The organism is Aeromonas sp. WP2-W18-CRE-05, from assembly GCF_014168615.1.
In the GTDB taxonomy this organism is placed as follows: Bacteria; Pseudomonadota; Gammaproteobacteria; order Enterobacterales; family Aeromonadaceae; genus Aeromonas; species Aeromonas caviae.
This window is the reverse complement of record NZ_AP021917.1, coordinates 3,019,416-3,039,722: the sequence shown is the minus strand read 5'-3', so window position 1 is coordinate 3,039,722 and position 20,307 is coordinate 3,019,416. Positions and strand designations below refer to the sequence as shown.

Sequence of the window (20,307 nt, the reverse complement as noted above, 5' to 3'; positions counted from 1 at the left end):
CGTAGCCTTGACAGGCAGAGGAGGCCCTCGCCCTGTCACGGGGGCCAAGTTTACCGGGGCCCCGGTCCCCAATACCTTGATCTCGCCCCGGTTTGAGTGCCAGATGCGGCGCTTCTTTGCGATCCTGTGAGGGGCGCCACGTCTCCTGGCGGCTCGAGATCCCGTGGGAAAACCCAGGCTTCCAGACACGCAAGAGGGAGGCGGTTGCCTCCCTCTTGCGTTCCATGACCTTGGGCCCAGCGCCCGCCATCAGATATCCACCTGGGATCCCAGCTCGATGACCCGGTTGGGCGGGATCTCGAACTGATCCGGCGCCCGCAGGGCGTTGCGCTGCAGCAGCATGAAGAGCTTGCCCCGCAGATAGAGGTACCAGGGGCGCTCCTTCATGATGAGGGACTCGTGGGCCATGAAGAAGGAGGTCTCCATCATACGGCAGCTCAGCCCCTCGGCGTTGCAGCGGTGGAAGATCTCCTCCACGTTGGGGGTCTCGCGCCAACCGTAGCTCGCCACCACCCGCCAGAAGGTGGGGGAGAGCTGCTCGATGCAGACCCGACGCACGTTGTGGACATAGGGCACATCCTCCACCTTCAGGGTGAGCAGGATGACGCGCTCGTGCAGCACCTTGTTGTGCTTGAGGTTGTGCAAGAGCGCATGGGGGATGACGTTGACCACCCGCGACAGATAGACGGCGGTGCCCGCCACCCGGGTCGGCGGGGATTTTTCGAGGGACGCTATCATGGGCTCCAGGGAGTTGCCGTGCTCGTTGAGGCGGCGAATAAGCTGGAAGCGCTCGCTCTTCCAGCTGGTCATCAGGGTGAACATGACGGCCCCCAGGGTGAGCGGCAGCCAGCCGCCGGAGAAGATCTTGGCGAGGTTGGCGGCAAACAGCGGGACGTCGATGGCGAGCAGCAGGGCGAAGAGGGTGGCCACCAGCGGCTTGCGCCAGTGCCAGCTGTGGCGGGCCACCGAGCACGACAGTATGGAGGTGAGCACCATGGTGCCGGTGACGGCGATGCCATAGGCCGCCGCCAGGTTGCTGGAGTGCTCGAAGCTCATGATGACGATCACCACAGAGAGATAGAGCAGCCAGTTGATGACCGGAATATAGATCTGGCCGGACTCCTGCTCCGAGGTGTGCACGATGCGGATGGGGGAGAGATAGCCGAGCCGCACCGCCTGCCGGGTGAGGGAGAAGACCCCGGAGATGACCGCCTGGGAGGCGATGACGGTGGCGAGCGTCGCGAGCAGCAAGAGCGGTAGCAACGCCCACTTGGGCGCGAGCAGGAAGAAGGGATTGGCGATGGCCTCGGGATTGCCGAGCAGCAAGGCCCCCTGACCGAAGTAGTTGAGCACTAGCGATGGCAGCACCACCATGAACCAGGCGCGGCGAATGGGGCTCTTGCCAAAATGGCCCATGTCCGCATAGAGCGCCTCCACCCCCGTGATGGCCAGCACCACGGCGCCCAGGGCAAAGAAGGAGGCGCTCTGATAGGTCATGAAGAAGCGCAGCGCCCAGACCGGGTTGAGCGCCCCCAGCACCTCGGGGTGCTGGAGGATGCTATTCAGGCCAAGCACCGCCAGGGTCAGGAACCAGATCAGCATGATGGGGGCAAACAGCTTGCCCACGGCGGCGGTGCCGTGTTTCTGGATGGCAAACAGCAGGGTCAGCACCAGCACCGAGAGCGGCACTATGTAGGCGTCCAGGGAAGGCGCCACTATCTTCAGGCCCTCGATGGCCGACATCACCGACATGGCCGGGGTGATCACCACCTCGCCATAGAAGAAGCTGCCGCCAATCAGCCCCAGGATGATCAGCACCGGCGTCCATTTTTCCGGGGTGTTGCGGGTCGCGAGCGACATCAGGGTGAGTATGCCCCCTTCGCCCGCGTTGTCCGCCCGCATCACGAAGGAGAGGTACTTGACCGAGACCACCAGGATCAGCAGCCAGAAGATAAGCGAAAGAAAGCCCAGGATGGAGGCGGGCTCCACCCCGAAACCGAACTGGCCGGAGAGGCACTCGCGCAGGGTATAGAGCGGGCTGGTGCCGATGTCGCCATAGACCACGCCGATCGCCGCCAGCATGACGCCGGACAGGGCGGGTTTGTTAGTACAGTTCATGAAATTATCTTGTCAGATTGCCGGTGGCATGGCTGCCAACACAGGGGCCCCGTACTACCGGGAGTTCACGGATAGTCGTTCGGGAGGATCTTCAGGATTGCGATGGGAGCGGGGGTTAGCTGGATATAAATAGGAGGCTCATCATGGACACAGTCTGTTTATCTGCGATTCAGCTTATGATGACACAGAGTCTGTGGGAGTATGTTCAGGTATAAATAATCAAAAAAGACTTTTGAACGAGGTTATTAATTACTCCTTGATTGAAATAGACCCCCGTGCAGCGAGCAAGTGTTTGTTTTTGCTAAGCAGCCATTTTTAGCCAGTTTTTTCAATCAAACGGGTTGAAAAACGAGCGATAAAATGTTGACCAATAAATTATCGGCAGGAGCGACAGAGAGGGAAGGCTTGGGTAGCAATGGAGTCTTTATTTCATCGGCTGGATGGAGAATGGTCGGGAAGAGAAGTGACCGCAGTAAAGACAGCCACTATAAAGTGAGGGCATAAATAGAGGGTGGGAATGTAGGGGGCAATGAACGAAGTGAAATGCACCATTATTAGCGCTGAAATGAAATTCACTTATTACACTCCCAAAAACATCAATTATTATACTCTTCAATCTTAGATATCAAGAATTTTGCAAATACTTCAGAAAGCTGAACCTTATCACTACCCATGTTAATAGTTCCAAGAGTTAATCCTCCAGCGTAAGTTACAGACTTTCCTGGGTATTTATCATGGAATTCGGATAACATATCTTGTCTTCTTAAATTATACTCCCACCATTTTCTTCCAAAATTAACGCTGTTGTTTTTCCCCTCTAGGTACCATGGCCAGCGTTCCATCCATGGATTAATTTTAACCTGAGAGTCAGTTACACTTTGCAAGCCGCTAGTAACTTTAAAATAGGACAATAATGATCCAGCTCCGATAGCTGTTGTAATGATGACATCACCTTTCTTTATTCCTTTGGGTTTCTTTTTTGAAAAGTGTAAATTTTGATGTAAATCTGAAAAATCACGTCTGTCATCCAACGTGATTGGGGAATCTTTATGGCCGATAGGTTTCAGATAGTATTTTGTTTCGTAGTTATTTGAATCGGAATCTGAGTATACAGAGCTTAATATATCATAGCTAATACTATCTTTTTCTATCCAATGAGGATTGTTTCCTAAATACACATCTGCAAATTGGCATGCTCGTTCAACTTGGAAACGAGTAACATCGGGGTATTCAATCAAATCGAATACTTGGTTCAATGCGTCTTCTATTAGGCTAGCATCTTTAATAAGCACTCCCCATTCATGGTTGTTAAATATACCGTTAGTGGTGAAGTTTCCTGATGTTAGTATTAGTTCTTTATTTATGCCAAGTGAAAAATATAATTTACCATGTAGATTGTTATCAATATGTACTTTGCAGGTAATATTCGGATGTTTCTCATCGAAAAAACTATAGAAGTCTCTTAGTTGAAATGGTTTTTTTATTTGTTCGATATCTCTTGGCTTGAATGTGGTTATTAATTCTATTTTTTTGGTTGATGAAAAATCAAAATGGTTGAGAAATGACTTCATGTCATCTGCAAGATATGGCGAAACGATAATAACTCGGTCACCACAGTTTTGAATGATACGTTTTAGATGCTCCGCTTGAAGATTATTTGTATTTGATAACAGCAATTTTCGTTTCCTTATTAAATATTTTTAATGGTTGTATATTATGAAGAAAGGAAGTAATGATGGTGTCCAATTTTTACTATTGCTCCTAAGTTCATTCCCACAGCCCGCGCCTTTAGTCTGCACTGCAAAATCTTGCCGTTCCCTAGTAACGGCCTCAACGGAGCTGGTTGTCGTGTGAGTCATACTAATCGGCCGGTGAAAAAACAGAAGGGGGAGCCGTTGAAAACCGGCGCAACGTCATAAATCGGGACCTCAAGAGGGCATTTATTGTTTGGTTTTGTTAAACGATAACTGGTTTTTCGAATAGAAAAACCAAACAATGTGGGCCTGGTTTCTGGCCGTGCTGGCTTGTCTGGAGGCTGGTGGGGAGTGAGTTGGGGCAATCTGGGAGGGTTTCCCGGTTTCCCCGGAATTGGTTTGGCAATCATGGCGTGATCTGGGTTGTGGGAAGAGGGGAAAGGGAGGTTGCCGCTCAGTGCTGCGCCCCGACCGGGGTGATGTTGGGCCGTCAGGCACTGTGGCGGGATCGGCCATTGGCGCCCGGGGCCGGCTCGGGTATAGTCCTGCGCCAACAAGATAGGTTCGGATGGAGGAGTCGGTACCGCTTCAGGCAAGCGGGCCGAATCACTCCTTCGGCGCGGCGTTAAAGGATATCCCCATGAAATTCAGTCCCCTGCTCGATGAGATGATGAAGGCGCTGCAGGTCTTGCCGGGCGTGGGCCCGAAATCGGCCCAGCGCATGGCGTTCACCCTGCTGGAGCGCGAGCGCAGCGGCGGTCTGCGTCTGGCCTCCCTGCTCAACCGGGCGCTCACCGAAATAGGTCATTGCAGCCACTGCCGCACCTTTACCGAGAACGATCGCTGCGATATTTGCGCCAATCCCAAGCGAGAGGAGAACGGCCTGCTCTGCGTGGTGGAGAGTCCCGCGGACGTGGCCGCCATCGAGCAGACCGGCCAGTTCTCCGGCCGTTATTTCGTGCTGATGGGCCACCTGTCGCCCCTTGACGGTATCGGCCCCGAGGAGCTGGGGCTCGATATCCTGGAGCGCCGCCTGCAAGAGGAGCAGATCAAGGAGCTGATCCTCGCCACCAACCCCACCATCGAGGGGGATGCCACCGCCTGGTACATCGCCGACATGGCCCGCACCGCCGGGGTGGAGGTGAGCCGCATCGCCCACGGTGTGCCGGTGGGCGGGGAGCTGGAGCTGGTGGATGGCACCACGCTCTCCCACTCCCTGATGGGGCGCCAGCGTCTGAGCTAAAGAGGCCACGGACCCCACCCCGGCCCTCCCCTTGGCAGGGGAGGGAGCAATGGATCTTGCCCCACTCCTCCCTTTGGCAGGGGAGAAAGCAAGAACCCCACCCCGGCCCTCCCTTTGATAGGGGAGGGAGCAATGGATCTTGCCCCACTCCTCCCTTTGGCAAGGGAGAAAGCAACGAACCCCACCCCGGCCCTCCCCTTGGCAGGGGAGGGAGCAATGGATCTTGCCCCACTCCTCCCTTTGGCAGGGAAGAAAGCAACGAACCCACCCCGGCCCTCCCCTTGGCAGGGGAGGGATCAATGGACCCCACCCCAGCCCTCCCCTTGGCAGGGGAGAGCAAGGCTGACCCCGCTATATGTCACCCCTCTTGATTCCAGTCTGACCCCTTCGCCAGACAGGGGATGGCAGTGCACCTCCCCCTTGTGAAGGGGGAGGCCGGGAGGGGGTTGCCTGTGTGGGCCAAGCGAGGGGCCGGTGTGCAAATTTGCTCTCAAGTTTGCACGCAAGCCCCTTGATATTTGAAAGGCCAACCCCATCTAGCTTGGGAATCTGTTCAACCCGACGTTTTGAGGACTGGTCGATGACCCAAAGTGTTCACGCCGAAACCCACGGCTTTCAGACTGAAGTCAAACAACTGCTGAGCCTGATGGCTCACAGCCTCTACTCCAACAAAGAAGTATTCCTGCGCGAGCTGATCTCCAACGCCTCCGATGCGGCGGACAAGCTGCGCTTCAAGGCGCTTTCCGATGCCTCTTTGTTCGAAAACGACGGCCAGTTGCGCGTGCGCCTGGTGGTGGACAAAGAGAACAAGACCCTGACCATTTCGGACAACGGCATCGGCATGACCCGTGACCAGGTGATCGAGCACCTGGGCACCATCGCCAAGTCCGGCACCGCCGAGTTCTTCAAGAACCTCTCCGGTGACCAGGGCAAGGATTCCCAGCTGATCGGCCAGTTCGGGGTGGGCTTCTACTCCGCCTTCATCGTGGCCGACAAGGTGACCGTGGTCTCCCGCGCCGCCGGCACCGCGCCGGAGCAGGGCGTGCAGTGGGAATCACAAGGGGAAGGCTCCTTCACCGTGGCTGACGTGACCAAAGCCGGTCGCGGCACCGACGTCATCCTGCACCTGCGCAGCGATGAAGAGGAGTTCCTGGACGACTGGCGCCTGCGCTCCGTGGTCAGCAAATATTCCGACCACATCAGCGTGCCGGTGGAGATGTTCAAGGAGGGCACGCCGGATCGGGAAGAAGACGGTGAAACCATCGTCGGCACCCCGGGGGAGTGGGAGCAGGTCAACCGCGCCACCGCGCTCTGGACCCGCAACCCGAAGGACATCAAGGACGAGGAGTACCAGGAGTTCTACAAGCACGTCGCCCACGACTTCGAAGATCCGCTCCTGTGGGGTCACAACCGGGTGGAAGGGGCCCAGGAGTACACCAGCCTGCTCTACATCCCGGCCCGCGCGCCGTTCGATCTCTACAACCGCGAACAGAAGCACGGCCTGAAACTCTATGTGCAGCGCGTCTTCATCATGGACGACGCCGAGCAGTTCATGCCGACCTACCTGCGCTTCGTGAAAGGGGTGCTGGACTCCAATGATCTGCCGCTCAACGTCAGCCGTGAAATTCTGCAGGACAACAAGGTGACCGCCTCCCTGCGCAAGGCCTGCTCCAAGCGCGTGCTCACCATGCTCAACAAGCTGGCGAAAGAGGATGGCGAGAAGTACGCCAAGTTCTGGAGCGAGTTCGGCAATGTGCTCAAAGAGGGCCCGGCCGAGGATTACGCCAACCGGGAAGAGATCGCGAAGCTCTTGCGCTTTGCCAGCACCGCCGGCGAGGGCGAAGCCCAGACCGTGTCGCTGGAGGATTACGTTGGCCGCATGAAGGAAGGTCAGCAGAAGATTTACTACATCACCGCCGACTCTTATGCCGCTGCCAAGAACAGCCCGCACCTCGAGATCTTCCGCAAGAAGGGCGTCGAAGTGCTGCTGATGTGGGAGCGGGTGGACGAGTGGCTGATGAGCCACCTGACCGAGTTCGACGGCAAGCAGCTGGTCTCCGTCACCCGTGGCGAACTGGATCTCGGGGATCTGGAAGACGACGCCTCCAAGCAGGCGCAAGAAGAGGCCGAAAAAGCCAACGCCGGTCTGGTTGAGCGGGTCAAGAAGAGCCTCGGGGAGGCGGTGAAAGAGGTGCGCGTCACCCACCGTCTGACCGACTCGCCGTCCTGCATCGTCACCGACGCCCACGGCATGAGCACCCAGATGATCAAGCTGATGCGCGCCGCCGGTCAGCCGGTGCCGGAGCAGAAGTACATCCTGGAGCTCAACCCCGACCATGCCCTGGTGAAGAAGCTCGGCACCATCGAGGATGAGAGCCTGTTTGGCGAGTGGGTCTCCCTCCTGCACGAGCAGGCCCAGCTGGCGGAGCAGGGTGGCCTCAATGATCCGGCGAGCTTCGTCTCCCGTATCAACCGTCTGCTACTCCAGGCGTGATGTGATTGTGATTGGCCCACTGCATGACAGTGGGCTTTTTTTTGGCCGTTCCCCTCTGGTGCGCTGCTGCATTTTCAATCATTTTTCGTGGTCGTCGTCTGCGTCTTTGGTCGCAGAGACGGGGCGGGAGTGTGGTGATAATCTGGCCACTCACACGGGGCGAGCTTGTTAATACGGGCGAAAACGTGTAGTTTTTTGCCTTCTCAAGAATTGAATAACCAATCAACTAGGAGCGTGTATGCGCATTGTTCTGTTGGGAGCTCCGGGCGCCGGCAAGGGTACCCAGGCTCAGTTCATCATGGAAAAACACGGTATTCCGCAGATCTCCACCGGCGACATGCTGCGTGCGGCGATCAAGGCGGGTACCGAGCTGGGCCTCAAGGCCAAAGCCGTGATGGACGCAGGTCAGCTCGTCTCCGACGACATCATCATCGGCCTGGTCAAAGAACGCATCGCGCAACCGGATTGCGCCAACGGCTTCCTGCTGGACGGCTTCCCCCGCACCATTCCCCAGGCGCAAGCCATGAAGGATGCCGGTGTGACCGTGGACTTCGTGCTGGAGTTCGACGTGCCGGACGAAGAGATCGTCAAGCGCATGAGCGGCCGCCGCGTGCACTCCGGCTCCGGCCGTACCTACCACGTGGTGTTCAACCCGCCGAAAGTGGAAGGCAAGGATGACGTGACCGGCGAGGATCTGGTGATCCGTGCCGACGACGAAGAGACCACAGTGCGCAAGCGTCTGGATGTCTACCATCAGCAGACCGCGCCGCTTATCGGTTTCTACGGCAAGGAAGCGGAAGCGGGCAACACCCGTTACGTCAAGATCGACGGCACCCAGCCGGTGGATCTGGTCAGCCAGCAACTGGCCGCCATTCTCGGTTAAGCCATTCAGGGCCGGCAGGACGCAGCCGTTCGCCGGCTGGCTACGAGAGTGAGAAAAGGGTCCATACCGGGCCCTTTCTTGCATTCCATTCCCACGACACAGAACGACAGGATGCTAACGTGACCACGAAAACCGGGATCTTGCTGGTCAATCTGGGTACCCCGGCCGCGCCGACCACGGCGGCGGTCAAGGCGTTTCTCAGCCAGTTTCTGCACGATCAGCGGGTCGTCGACCTGCCGCGCTACCTCTGGTGCCCCCTGCTTCACTTCATCATCCTGCCGACCCGCTCCCCCAAGGTGGCCAAGCTCTATCAGCAGGTATGGACCGAGCAGGGCTCCCCCCTGATGGTCATCAGCCAGCAGCAGCGCGCGGCCCTGGAGCACGAGCTCAAGCGGGAAGGGGTCGAAGTGCCGGTGGCGCTCGCCATGACCTATGGCGCTCCGTCGCTGGCCGATGGCTGGCAGGCCCTCAAGGCCCAGGGGGTCAACCGGGTGATCCTGCTGCCGCTCTATCCCCAGTATTCGGTCAGTACCACCGCCTCGGTGTTCGACGCCTGGGCCAGGGCGATGAAAACCGAGCGCAATCTGCCGGTGGTGCGGCTCATCCGCGATTACCATGCCCACCCGGAGTACATCCAGGCGCTGGCCATGAGCGTGCGTCGCCACTGGGAGCAGCACGGCCAGGGGGAACATCTGCTGATGTCCTTCCACGGCATTCCCGAGCGCTACGAGCGGGAAGGGGATCCTTATGGTCATCAGTGCAGGCGCACCGCCGCCCTGCTGGCGGAGGCGCTGGGGCTGGCCCCGGAGCAGTGGACCGCGAGCTTCCAGTCCCGCTTTGGCAAGGAGGAGTGGCTCAAGCCCTACACGGACCTGACCGTGGGCGACTTGCCCTCTCGCGGCGTCAAGCGGCTCGATGTGATCTGCCCGGCCTTCTCGGCGGATTGCCTCGAGACCCTGGAGGAGATCCAGGTGCAGAACCGGGAGATCTTCATGGCCGCCGGTGGCGAGCAGTTTGAATACATCCCGGCCCTCAACAGCGATCAGGCCCATATCCGCATGATGGTTTCCCTCATCTGTCGCGAGCTGGCATGATGGCCGTTCTCATCCGGTGCCCGACGTGGCGGACGTTCGGATTCAACGATAAAGGAGTGTCCTGATGATGCATATCACGCTGATTTACGCCGGCCTGCTCGGGCTCTTGTTCCTGCTGCTCTCCTTCTGGGTGGTCAAGCGTCGCGCCCAGTTCAGGGTGATGATAGGGGAGGGGGAAGCCCCCGAGATGCTGGCCGCGATCCGCGCCCACGGCAACTTTGCCGAGTACGTGCCCCTCACTCTGCTGCTGATGGCCCTGTGCGAACTGGCGGGGGTCGGGGCGCTCTGGCTGCACCTGGGCGGTGTGCTGCTGCTGGTGGGGCGCATCCTGCATGCCATCGGCATCCAGATCCCCAGGGCTCCCAACATGCCGCGCCTCTTCGGCACCCTCTTCTTCTGGCTGTCGCTGGGGATTTTCTCGGTGCTGGCCCTGGTGCAGGGGCTCTCGGCAAGCTGAATGTCATCCCGCAACACCACCCCGCCAAGGGGTGGTTTTTTATGGCAGACAAGTCAAACGTTTTCCTCGCAAACCCTTGTCTATACTGACCTCAAAATTCAATCGTGCGACTTTTCGGCGTGGTGGATTGTGTTAAAATCCCGCCCCTCTTTTCCCCAGAGCACAGAAGATTGCCATGAAATTTCCCGGTCAGCGCAAGTCCAAACACTACTTCCCGGTCGACAGACGTGATCCCCTGATCCCGCAGAATTCCCAGCTCACCGAACTGGGCAAGGCCTATGTAGTGGGCATCGATCAGACTCTGGTGGATATCGAAGCCCATGTGGACGAAGACTTCCTGAACCGGTACGGCCTGAGCAAGGGCCACTCCATGCTCATCTCCGACGAGGTGGCGGAGCTGGTCTACGACGAGCTCAAGGCCAACAACATGGTGGTGAGCGAATTTGCCGGCGGCACCATCGGTAACACCATGCACAACTACTCCGTGCTGGCGGACTCCCACTCCATCCTGCTTGGCGTCATGAGCCAGGACATCCGCATCGGCAGCTATGCCTACCGCTATCTGTGCAACACCTCCTCCCGGGTCAACCTCGACTACCTGCAGCCGGTGGACGGCCCGGTCGGGCGCTGCTTCACCTTCATCACCGAAGGGGGAGAGCGCAGCTTTGGCATCAACGCCGGCAAGATGGATCACCTGGATGTGGACCACATCCCCGAGACCATCATCAAGGAGGCCTCGGCCCTGGTGATCACCGCCTACCTGGTGCGCGGCGCCGACGGCACCCCCATGAAGGAGGCCGCCATGGCCGCGGTGCGCTATGCCCGCGAGGCCGGGGTGCCTGTGGTGCTGACCCTGGGCACCCGCTTCGTCATCGACGAGAATCCCCAGTGGTGGCGCGATTTCATCAGCGAGAACGTGACCGTGCTCGCCATGAACGAGGACGAGGCGGAGGCCCTGACCGGGATAAAGGATCCCCTCGGCGCGGCCGACAAGGCGCTGGACTGGGCGGACATGGTGCTCTGCACCGCCGGCCCCATCGGCCTCTACATGGCGAGCTACACCGACGAGGACTACAAGCGCGAGACCACCCACACCCTGCTGCCCGGCGTCATCCCCGAGTTCAACATGTACGAGTTCAGCCGCCCCATGGCCCGGGACAAGTGCCGCAAGCCTGCGCGTATCTACTCCCACATCTCCCCCTACATGGGCGGCCCGGAGAAGATCAAGAACACCAACGGGGCAGGGGACGGGGCGCTGTCCGCCGTGCTGCACGACATGGTGGCGAACGCCTACCACCGCATGAACGTGCCGAACTCCGCCAAGCATCTCTCGGAATTCCTGACCTACTCCTCTCTGGCCCAGGTGTGCAAGTACGCCAACCGGGTGAGCTACGAGGTGCTGGCCCAGAGCAGCCCGCGCCTCTCCCGCGGGTTGCCGGAGAAGGAAGACAGCCTGGAAGAGGTGTACTGGGAGCGGTGATACCTCTTCCTGTCGACCACAAGAAAGGGTGCCACTGGGCACCCTTTCTTGTTTTTAGGGCTGGATCATGTTTTTGGCATCGCTTTTGCTGACATCGTGGACAGCCCGCGTCGCGGCGGCATACCTTGTGTTAAGGATATGTAGCTGCTGCGGGGCGAGGGTATGTTGAGACAATGGAGTATCGGTCGGCGTCTGTCGCTGGTGACCCTGATGGTGCTGGCGCTGCTGGGACTGCTGCTGTTCTTCTGCCTGCAGATCTATCAGCAGGGGCTGATGGGTGAGAAGAGCCGCCAGACCCAGGCCCAGGTGGAGACCGCCTACAGCCTGGTGGCGGGGCTGGAAGCCAGGGTGCGCAAGGGGGAGCTGGACGAGGCGAGCGCCAAGGCCGAGGCGCTGGCGCTGATCAAGGGGTTGCGTTACGGCAACGATGACTACTTCTGGATCAACGACAGCCACCCCACCATGGTGATGCACCCCATGAAACCCGAGCTGGACGGCAAGGATCTCTCCGGGGTGGAGGACAAGCAGGGGCTCAGGCTGTTCGTCGCCTTTGCCGATCTGGCCCGGGCCCAGGGCGCGGGGGAGGTGGCCTACTACTGGCCCAAGCCGGGGGTGGACGAACCGGTACGCAAGATCTCCTACATCAAGCGCTTCGCCCCCTGGGACTGGATCATCGGCACCGGCGTCTATGTGGACGACGTCGAGGCCCAGTACCGGGAGGTGCTGCACACCCTGCTGGGGATCGGGCTGGTGCTGGCCCTCCTGCTGTTTGCCGTGGTTGGCCTCATTGTGCGCAGCATCGTCGTGCCCCTCTCCCGCTCGGTCTCGGCCCTTGGCAACATCGCCAGGGGGGAGGGTGATCTGCGGGTACGTCTGCCGGAGTCGGGGCGTGACGAGCTGAGCCAGCTCAGCATCAACTTCAACCTCTTCGCCAGCCAGATGGCGCAGCTGGTGGCCCGCAGCCAGCAGATAGCGGATCAGAACCGGGTGCATGCCCACCAGCTGGCCGAGGTGGTGGAGCGTACCGGCGCCATCGTCACCGGCCAGGAGCAGGATACCCTGCGGGTGGCCAGCGCCATGGAGCAGATGACGGTGAGCAGCCGCGAAGTGGGCCAGCACGCGGCCCAGGCCGCCGACGCGGCGGACTCGGCCCTCAATCTGGCCCAGCATGGCCGCGAGGTGGTGGTCCAGACCCGGGAGTCCATCAGCCAGTTGGCGGACGAGATGGTGGAGACTGTGCAGGCGGTGAGCCGCCTCGAGCAGGAGACTCAGCAGATTGGCTCCGTGCTCGACGTCATTCGCGGGGTGGCGGAGCAGACCAACCTGCTGGCCCTCAACGCCGCCATTGAAGCGGCACGGGCCGGGGAGCAGGGGCGCGGCTTTGCGGTGGTCGCCGACGAGGTGCGTACCCTGGCGACCCGCACCCACAGCTCCACCGACGAGATCCGGCAGATGATCCAGCGGCTGCAGGAGGGGGCCGGCAAGGTGGTCAGCGGCATCAGCCAGTTGCAGCAGCTCTCCCGCGCGACGGCGGACAGGGCCGGCGATGCGGATGTCGCCATCAATGCCATCGATGGATCCGTCCACACCATTACTGCTATGAATGGGCAGATTGCCACGGCGGCGGCGGAGCAGAGCCGGGCGGCGGAGGAGATCAACCAGCGGCTGGTGGCCATCACCCAGCTGGCGGCGGATGCCCTGGCCCAGAACCGGCTGACCGAGCAGGCATCCGGGCAACTGGCGCTGGCCTGCGACGAGCTGGGGGCCCTGGTGGCGAAATATCGCATCTGACGGCCTTTATCCCCGCTTTTTCGGGATAAGGCTTGAGTCTGGGGGGCTTTTGGGACACCATCTGCCCCATTCTCGGCCAGCCCTGGCCGACAGCCTGCCATTGCTTTGCAAGAGAGAGACCCCATGAGCAAACTAACTGACAATCTTGACGCCAATTTCCAGCTGTTCATCGAAGAAGTCCGCGAGTCGGGTCAGGTGTGGGGTCTGCGCTACGGTGAAGACTGGGTGGTGTGCCGCTCCGCCGAGTTCGAAGATGCGGACGTGATGCCGCTCTGGTCTGCCGAAGGGGATGCCCGCCTGCACTGCGTGGACGAGTGGGCGGATTACGAGCCGGAAGTGATCGAGCTCGAAGAGTTCCTGGACATCTGGATCAACGATCTGGACGAGGACGACGTGCTGGTCGGCCCGAACTGGAACGCCGATCTGGAAGGCCAGGAGCTCGAGCCCATCGAGCTGGCCAAGGCGCTGGTGGAACTGGACGCCTGAGTCTGCCGTCCTGCCGGATTGTGATGAACCGGCCCCCTTCGGGGGGCCGGTTTTTTTATGGCCGCCATGGGCCATGAAAAGGCGATTTGCCTTTGCACCCGTCCCGGGGATGGGTCATCATCAACCCTTTGCCGATCGGGAGGTGCCATGTTTGTCTTTGACGTGACCACGAAGGCGGGGGCGCAGGGGAGGATCCAGGTGCAGGCGCTGGACTGGAGCCAGAGCGGCCCGGTGAGCTTTCAGTGTGACAGCGACGAGCTGGCCCTGGTGCTGCTGAGCGGGTGCCGCTGCGATGCCGTGGGGTACTTCAATCTACTGGGGGGCTGCAAGCCGCTTTACGTGGAGCAGTGGCTCACCTATTTGCAGGAGCGTGGCCAGCTGGAGAAGGTCACGGCCCGCCAGGAGAGCCCGTCCCAACCCGATTACCTGACCCGGGCCGGGCTGGCGGACGACGAGCTCAATGCCCTGCTCGGCCAGATCTACAAGGTGGCCGGGTTCAACCGCCTGCAGATCAACCGCTACCTCAAGCATCGCCACAACCCGACCATGCTGGCGACCCGTTACGATCAGAAGGAGCTGGAGCGCTATCGCCAGCTCAACGACATCATTCTGACCCTGTTGAAGCTGAAACCGTCTCCGTGAAGATCCCCATCTGACCGATCTCCGGCCCCAGCTCCTGGGGCCGGGCGATGAGGTAGCCCTGCAAGCCGTCCACATACATGCTCTGCAGCATCTGCTTCTGGCCTATCTGTTCCACCCCTTCCGCGATCACCAGGCAGCCCATGCGATGGGAGACGTCGACGATCATCCGCACGAACTGCTGATTGGTGAGATCCTGCTCCAGCTCGGTGATGAGACCGGGGTCCAGCTTGATGTAGTCGGGTTTGAGCTCGCGAAACAGGCTGAAGGAGCCGATCCCCTTGCCGAAGTTGCAGATGGCCGAGCGGCTGCCGTGGCGCCTGAGCAGCTCGAACAGCCGCCTGGACCCGGTCAGGTTGCGCTCCAGGTGCTCCTCGTCGAGCTCGAACACCAGATTGGCCCCGATGTCGGGGTCTTTTTGCAACTGGTGATCCAGCCAGATGAGAAAGGCGCTGTTTTGCAGCAGGGAGCCCGGCAGATTGAGACCCCATCGGCTGTTGTGGCCTCCGAAGGCGCGGTATTGGCGGATGACATGGCGGATCACCATCTGGGTCAGGCGCAGTACCATGTCCAGCCGCTGCGCCATGGCGAGCAGGGTATCGCTTGGCAGCACGGTGCCGTCGCTGCTGCTGAAACGGGGATAGATCTCGTGGTAGGCGAGCATGCCGCGATGCAGGGGCTGGATGGGCTGGCAGGTGAAGCTGATGCTCTCCTGCTCCAGCAGATCGGTCAGCACCTGGGTCCAGTGACGCTGACCCTGCACCTCGACCACCTCGTCGTTCTGCTGGATGGCCCAGCCATTGACCACCTCTGTCTGGGCACGGGCCAGCGCGAGATCCGCCCGGGCCAGAATGGCCTCTATCTTCTGCTCGCTGCTTAAGCGGGTCATGCCCGAGTAGGCGGCACTCTCGAGCTCGTGATCGTGCTGATAGCGATCGAAGGCGAGCTTCAGATCCCGTCCCAGCAGATGGGGCGGGATCTGGGCCAGGGGGGGCAGCAGGACGGCAAAATCGGCCCCCGAGATGCGATAGACCCGGTGGCCCGGGAAGCGGCTGACGGTGTGGCTGATGAGGGCGGCGATGTCCCGGATGTAGGCATCCCCGGACTGGAAGCCGCGCTGGGCGTTGAGGGTCCCGAGCTCGGTGGCGCGGATGAGCACCAGGATGGCGGTCTGGGTATTTTCCTGTTGCAGCAGCTCGGTCAGATCGCGCCGGAAGGCGTGGCGGTTGCCAAGGCCCGTCATCTCGTCCCGGGTCGCCTGATTGTGCAATTCGGTGATCTGGCGGTGGGCATCGATCTCGGCCTCATTGAAGGACGCAAGGAGCTGGCGCAGAGCCGTTTGTGCCTGTACGCTGTCGAGCATGGCGGGATCCCGCTGCTGCAGCGCCAGCAGCCAGCGTTGCTCCTGCCTTGCCTTTTCCCCACGGCGCACGCTGTGGGTGAGAAAGAGCAGCAGGGCGAATCCCGTCAGGGTGGTCATCAGGACCAGCAGCAGGGTGAGCGGTGAGGCGGGGGGGGCGAGCAGCACTCCCTGCAACAGCAGCATGGGAATGCAGACCAGTGCGCTGACCAGCAGCAGGTTTCCCTCATGTTTATTCAACATCGTTTCATCCTTGATGATGTTCATGATGTAGAAATTCTAACCAAGTCGCTGGCGCAAAACATGAGTACTCACGCAACTCCACGATAAAGCGCCGGCGGAATGCAACTAAATGTGAGTGAAAACACTTTCATGGTCTGTAAAAAAAAGCGAAGATGGGTTGAAAACAGCCCCAACAGAGCAGAGGTAGATATGTTGCTAGAACCCGTAGACACCGCCAAAGCACGGCAACTATTGAATCAGAGTATGGCCTTGGTGCTCGCAGGGGGACGGGGCAGCCGCCTGAAGCAGTTGACCGATAACCGCGCCAAGCCCGCCGTCCACTTTGGCGGCAAATTCCGTATCATCGACTTCGTGCTCTCCAACTGCATCAACTCCGGCATCCGCCGGGTGGGTGTGGTGACCCAGTACAAGTCCCACAGCCTGTTGCGCCACCTGCAATCGGGCTGGTCTTTCCTGCGCTACCAGATGAACGAGTTCATCGACTTGCTGCCCGCCCAGCAGCGGGTGGACGAGGTGCACTGGTATCGCGGCACCGCAGACGCCATCTACCAGAACGTCGACATCATCCGTGACTACGGTCCCAAGTACATCGTGGTGCTGGCAGGGGATCACATCTACAAGATGGACTACGCCGCCATGCTGCTGGATCACGTGCGCCTCGGTGCCAAGGTGACGGTGGCCTGTATCGAGGTACCGCGCTGCGAGGCATCGGCCTTCGGCGTGATGGACATCGACGAGCAACGCAAGATCCGCGCCTTCGTGGAGAAACCGGCCAATCCGCCCGCCATGCCGGGCTGTGAGGATCGCTCGCTGGCCTCCATGGGCATCTACATCTTCGAGGCGGAGTACCTCTACCAGTTGCTGGAAGAGGACATCCACAACCAGGAGTCCAAGCACGACTTCGGCATGGACGTGATCCCGCGCATCGTGGGGGAGGGCAAGGCCTTTGCCCACCCGTTCAACATGTCCTGTGTCGGGGCCAAGGAGGGGCAAAAACCCTACTGGCGCGACGTGGGGACCCTGGATTCGTTCTGGGAGGCGAACATGGACCTGGCCTCCGTGGTGCCCGAGCTCGACATCTATGACGAGAACTGGCCCATCTGGACCAGCCAGAACATGTCGCCCCCGGCCAAGTTCGTGCAGGACAGAAACGGCCAGCACGGTATGACCATCAACTCCATGTTCGCGGGGGGCTCCATCGTGAGCGGCTCCTTCGTGCTCAACTCGGTGCTGTTCACCAACGTGCGGGTGCACTCCTTCTGTACCCTGGATCAGGCGGTGATCTTCCCCGGGGTCGAGATCGGGGCTGGTTGCCGCTTGCGCCGGGTGGTGGTGGACAAGGGGTGCAAGCTGCCAGACGGCCTGGTGGTGGGGGAGAACGCGGACGAGGATGCACGCCGCTTCTACCGCTCCGAGCAGGGCATCGTGCTGGTGACCAAGCCGATGCTGGCCAAGCTCGGCTAACCTTGTCGACACAGACAAAAAAAGGGAGCCCTGGGCTCCCTTTCTATTGGTGGTCGATTTATTTCTCGCTGACCAGGGCCTTGCCGGCCATCACCATGGCGGTGCCATGCTTGCCACCGGCGGCGGTCACTTGCGGGACGCCATCTTCGTCGGTGTCGCTGCCGGCACCCTCGATGACGTTCTCGCCGGAGTCGCCGATCCACTCGGCCATCTGCATGCCGCCGTTGACGGTGCCGCGGAACCAGCTCACGTAGCGCTGGGTCAGCTGGGCCAGCTCCAGCTCGGGTGCCTTCTCGGCCCCTTCGTTGCGCAGGTTCAGCATGGCAGAGCGCAGGGCGCCGGAGATGGCGGCCTGGGTCCAGGGGGTGTATTCACCCTGCTTGCCGGCGAGCCAGGTTCCGGCCTTGGCATTGAAGTAGGCCTTGTCGGCGGCGATGAAGAGCTCGCGCGCCGCGGTGCGGTACTTGGCATCCGAGGTGGCCAGGAAGGCGGCGGTCAAGCCGCGGATGGCGGCGAACTGCGCGTCGATGGACTGACCGGCGTCAAGCTTGCCGCCCAGGGTCAGACCGTCATGGACCAGGCCATTCTTGCCCTTGAGGTTGGCGAGGATGAAATCGGCCTGCTTGCGGACCAGTGCGATCGCCTGCTCACCCTGTGGGGTCTTGAGGTTCAGCTCGCCATTGTCACCGGCGGCGTAACCCACCGGCAGCGCATCCTGGGCGCGCTGGAAGATCTGCAGGGCGACCAGGGCGTAGGCGGCGTCGAAGGTAGTGACGTGCCCGGCCTGTTTGCCAGCTTGCCAGCTGTCGACCAGGGTGCCGGCCTTGGGCTCGAAGTGCAGGGCCTGCAGGTTTTTGAAGGTGAGGTTGGAGAGGTTCAGGGCCAGGGAGAAGGCATCGCTGCCCGCCACCGCCTTGCCCAGATCGTTGGTCTGGTTGGCAGCCGGAGCGGCGGCGAACGGAGCACCGTCAAACACGGCGTGGAAGGCCGGGTTCTGATTGGTGTTGGCCGTGCGCTGATCGCTGAAGGCGTAGAACTCGGAGAGGGGCCACAGCAGCATCCAGGCGTCGCGCAACTGGGCGGAGCCGTCCACGACCTCCAGCTTGCCGATGGCACCGGCGTCGTTCTTGCTGGTCTCGGTCACCTTCACCTGATGAGGGAAGTAGACAACCCCCTTGGCCGGATCGTACTGCGGGGTGATTTTGGCGCCCAGGGTCTTGCCGTCAAAGCCGAGCTGACCCTGCAGGATGGCGAGCTTGTCGATGGACTGCTCGGTCAGCATCATGCCGTTGAAGCCGTCGGCGGCAGAAACCCCCAGCTTGTGCTTGCCGTCCTGATCCATGGTGGCGGACGCGGCTTCCACCTCTTCATCGGTCTCGGCCACGTGCATGCCCCCCAGGAAATCCTGGGACCACATCACTTCCTTGAGCAGGATGCCGCCCACGGCGGCCGGGACCAGCAGGTTGTCACTGCCGCTCCAGCGCAGGGTGGCGTAGTCGCGGAAGTAGGCGGGGACCTGGGTCTTGACGCTCTTCTCGTTGCCCTTGGCGGTCTTGATGGTGATCTGGTCACCGTTGACCGGGGTGGCGTTCACGGCCTGGGCGAACTCCGGGTTGGCGGAGGCGTAGGGCAGGGAGAGGGGATACATGCCCTGGGGAATTTCATCGGCGGGGAAGCCGACGGCCTCGGCCATGGCCAGTACCCGTTTGCCCAGGTCGGCCAGGGTGCCGCCACGGGCCTGGTTTTGCGGCCCGTTGACCAGATGGGGGCCCATGCCGGACTGGTAGTTGAGGGCGTACATTGCCTCTTCGGAGTATTCATAGGATTCGATGCCGGCGGCGAAGTCGAACGGGGTCGGCTCGTCGGCGCGGTTGGCGTCCAGCACATCCAGATCCAGACCGAGGGCCTCGGCCAGCGGCTCGCCGGAGAGCTCGAATTCGGTGTAGGCCAGCATGTTGGCGGCGGTGTTGAACGTCTTGTCCTCCACCTTGACGGCAGCCTGTGCGGCGCTGCTGAGGAGTGCGCAGGCGATCGCCTGCACCAGTACGGTTTTTCTCATGTCCTTCTCACCATATTGTTGATTTTATTATGACGCTTCTCATGAATCTAAATGAGAATGGTGTGCATTATGGGGCAAAGGGCGGGGCTTGAGAAGAAAAAAACCGCGCCCCGGTGGGGTGAAGAGGAGAAGCGCGGCGGCAGGTGTCACATCAGTTTGAAGGGGATGACCAGTCGGCCCGGCTCCACCTTGAGGGCTTCGACCTTCTCCTTGATCCGCGCCTCGTTCTGGCGGCTGCCATCGAGCCGGTAGACGGGGGTCTGGGAGAGGAACAGGGAGAGGGACTGGTTGAAGGTGGGCAAGAGCGGGGAGAGGGCGGTGCCCACGTCCGCCGGCTCGGTCTTGACGGAGAGCAGCTCGAGATCGCGCAGATAGATGGCGCCTTGCTCCGCCACATAGTCCGGGCGTGCCCGCAGGGAGAGGCGGATCTTCATCTGCTGGCTGCCAAGGGGGCTCGCCACCTGCAGCTCGCCGGCGGCATCCAGCTCGACCTTGTCGGCCTGGCTGCGGCCGATGCGGCTTTGCATGTCATCGAGTCGGATCTTGCTCGACATGATGCCGGGGATCCCCAGCTGTTTCTCGAAGGCGACTCGCTCCTTGAGGTACTGGTTGATCTCCCCTTCGCTGACGCTGTACTGGGTCAGCGAGCAGGCCGCCAGCAGCAGGGCGAAGGGAAGCAGAAGCAGGTGTTTCAACATGGGAGGGTTCCATTTTCGGGGCTGTCACAAGAGGTGGCGCCATCTTAGAGGCAAAGCGGGTTGGCCGCCAGTGGGGCCGCCCTGACCGGTTTCTGTCGCATCCC

At 60.7% G+C, this 20,307-nt stretch carries 15 protein-coding genes; 10 read left to right on the top strand and 5 right to left on the bottom strand.

The genetic code is table 11. The features are described 5' to 3' along the window. Window positions 1–249: 249 nt before the first annotated feature. The gene (kup, locus tag H7R73_RS14180) at window positions 250–2,118 is read right to left on the bottom strand and encodes a low affinity potassium transporter Kup (RefSeq protein WP_103259973.1); all 1,869 of its coding nucleotides are present in this window, start codon (window positions 2,116–2,118) and stop codon (window positions 250–252) included. A 596-nt stretch (window positions 2,119–2,714) separates the two neighbouring features. Beyond that, a complete protein-coding gene (locus H7R73_RS14175) occupies window positions 2,715–3,794 on the bottom strand; it encodes a phospholipase D family protein (protein ID WP_158657314.1) in 1,080 nt (359 codons plus the stop codon). 658 nt (window positions 3,795–4,452) lie between these two features. Here H7R73_RS14175 and recR point away from each other — a divergent pair. The 9 genes from recR to H7R73_RS14130 all read left to right on the top strand — a co-directional run bounded on the left by recR (window position 4,453) and on the right by H7R73_RS14130 (window position 14,382). Then, window positions 4,453–5,055, top strand: a complete 603-nt coding sequence (recR, locus tag H7R73_RS14170; RefSeq protein ID WP_103259974.1) for a recombination mediator RecR — start codon at window positions 4,453–4,455, stop codon at window positions 5,053–5,055. 580 nt (window positions 5,056–5,635) lie between these two features. Next, entirely contained in the window at window positions 5,636–7,549 is a 1,914-nt protein-coding gene (gene htpG / locus H7R73_RS14165) for a molecular chaperone HtpG (RefSeq protein WP_069784832.1), read from the top strand. A gap of 238 nt (window positions 7,550–7,787) precedes the next feature. Then, window positions 7,788–8,432, top strand: a complete 645-nt coding sequence (gene adk, locus H7R73_RS14160; protein ID WP_010674422.1) for an adenylate kinase — start codon at window positions 7,788–7,790, stop codon at window positions 8,430–8,432. A gap of 119 nt (window positions 8,433–8,551) precedes the next feature. After that, window positions 8,552–9,526 (top strand): ferrochelatase, encoded by a 975-nt coding sequence (gene hemH / locus H7R73_RS14155; RefSeq protein WP_042882436.1) that lies wholly within the window; start codon window positions 8,552–8,554, stop codon window positions 9,524–9,526. Between the two features lie 64 nt (window positions 9,527–9,590). Beyond that, window positions 9,591–9,983, top strand: a complete 393-nt coding sequence (locus H7R73_RS14150) for an MAPEG family protein (RefSeq protein ID WP_010674424.1) — start codon at window positions 9,591–9,593, stop codon at window positions 9,981–9,983. Between the two features lie 175 nt (window positions 9,984–10,158). Next, on the top strand, window positions 10,159–11,463 hold the full coding sequence (locus H7R73_RS14145) for an inosine/guanosine kinase (protein ID WP_010674425.1): 1,305 nt from the start codon (window positions 10,159–10,161) through the stop codon (window positions 11,461–11,463). Window positions 11,464–11,625: 162 nt separating this feature from the next. Further along, complete coding sequence (locus H7R73_RS14140; RefSeq protein WP_039038910.1) at window positions 11,626–13,254, top strand: methyl-accepting chemotaxis protein; 1,629 nt, start codon at window positions 11,626–11,628, stop codon at window positions 13,252–13,254. A 123-nt stretch (window positions 13,255–13,377) separates the two neighbouring features. Beyond that, complete coding sequence (locus H7R73_RS14135; RefSeq protein ID WP_010674427.1) at window positions 13,378–13,740, top strand: DUF2750 domain-containing protein; 363 nt, start codon at window positions 13,378–13,380, stop codon at window positions 13,738–13,740. A gap of 147 nt (window positions 13,741–13,887) precedes the next feature. Further along, window positions 13,888–14,382, top strand: coding sequence for a hypothetical protein (locus H7R73_RS14130; protein ID WP_010674428.1), 495 nt, complete (start codon window positions 13,888–13,890; stop codon window positions 14,380–14,382). Here the strand turns inward: H7R73_RS14130 and H7R73_RS14125 are convergent. Continuing rightward, entirely contained in the window at window positions 14,345–15,982 is a 1,638-nt protein-coding gene (locus tag H7R73_RS14125; RefSeq protein WP_103254841.1) for an EAL domain-containing protein, read from the bottom strand. The two genes, H7R73_RS14130 and H7R73_RS14125, sit on opposite strands and share 38 nt — an antisense overlap. A gap of 189 nt (window positions 15,983–16,171) precedes the next feature. Here H7R73_RS14125 and glgC point away from each other — a divergent pair, with 189 nt between their 5' ends. Further along, window positions 16,172–17,446, top strand: coding sequence for a glucose-1-phosphate adenylyltransferase (gene glgC, locus H7R73_RS14120; RefSeq protein WP_039038908.1), 1,275 nt, complete (start codon window positions 16,172–16,174; stop codon window positions 17,444–17,446). Between the two features lie 58 nt (window positions 17,447–17,504). Here glgC and H7R73_RS14115 read toward each other — a convergent pair whose 3' ends face one another. Together H7R73_RS14115 and H7R73_RS14110 are read right to left on the bottom strand one after the other, a co-directional pair. Continuing rightward, on the bottom strand, window positions 17,505–19,505 hold the full coding sequence (locus tag H7R73_RS14115) for a hypothetical protein (protein WP_042863724.1): 2,001 nt from the start codon (window positions 19,503–19,505) through the stop codon (window positions 17,505–17,507). A gap of 146 nt (window positions 19,506–19,651) precedes the next feature. After that, the gene (locus tag H7R73_RS14110; RefSeq protein ID WP_039038906.1) at window positions 19,652–20,203 is read right to left on the bottom strand and encodes a lipoprotein; all 552 of its coding nucleotides are present in this window, start codon (window positions 20,201–20,203) and stop codon (window positions 19,652–19,654) included. Between the last annotated feature and the right edge of the window lie 104 nt (window positions 20,204–20,307).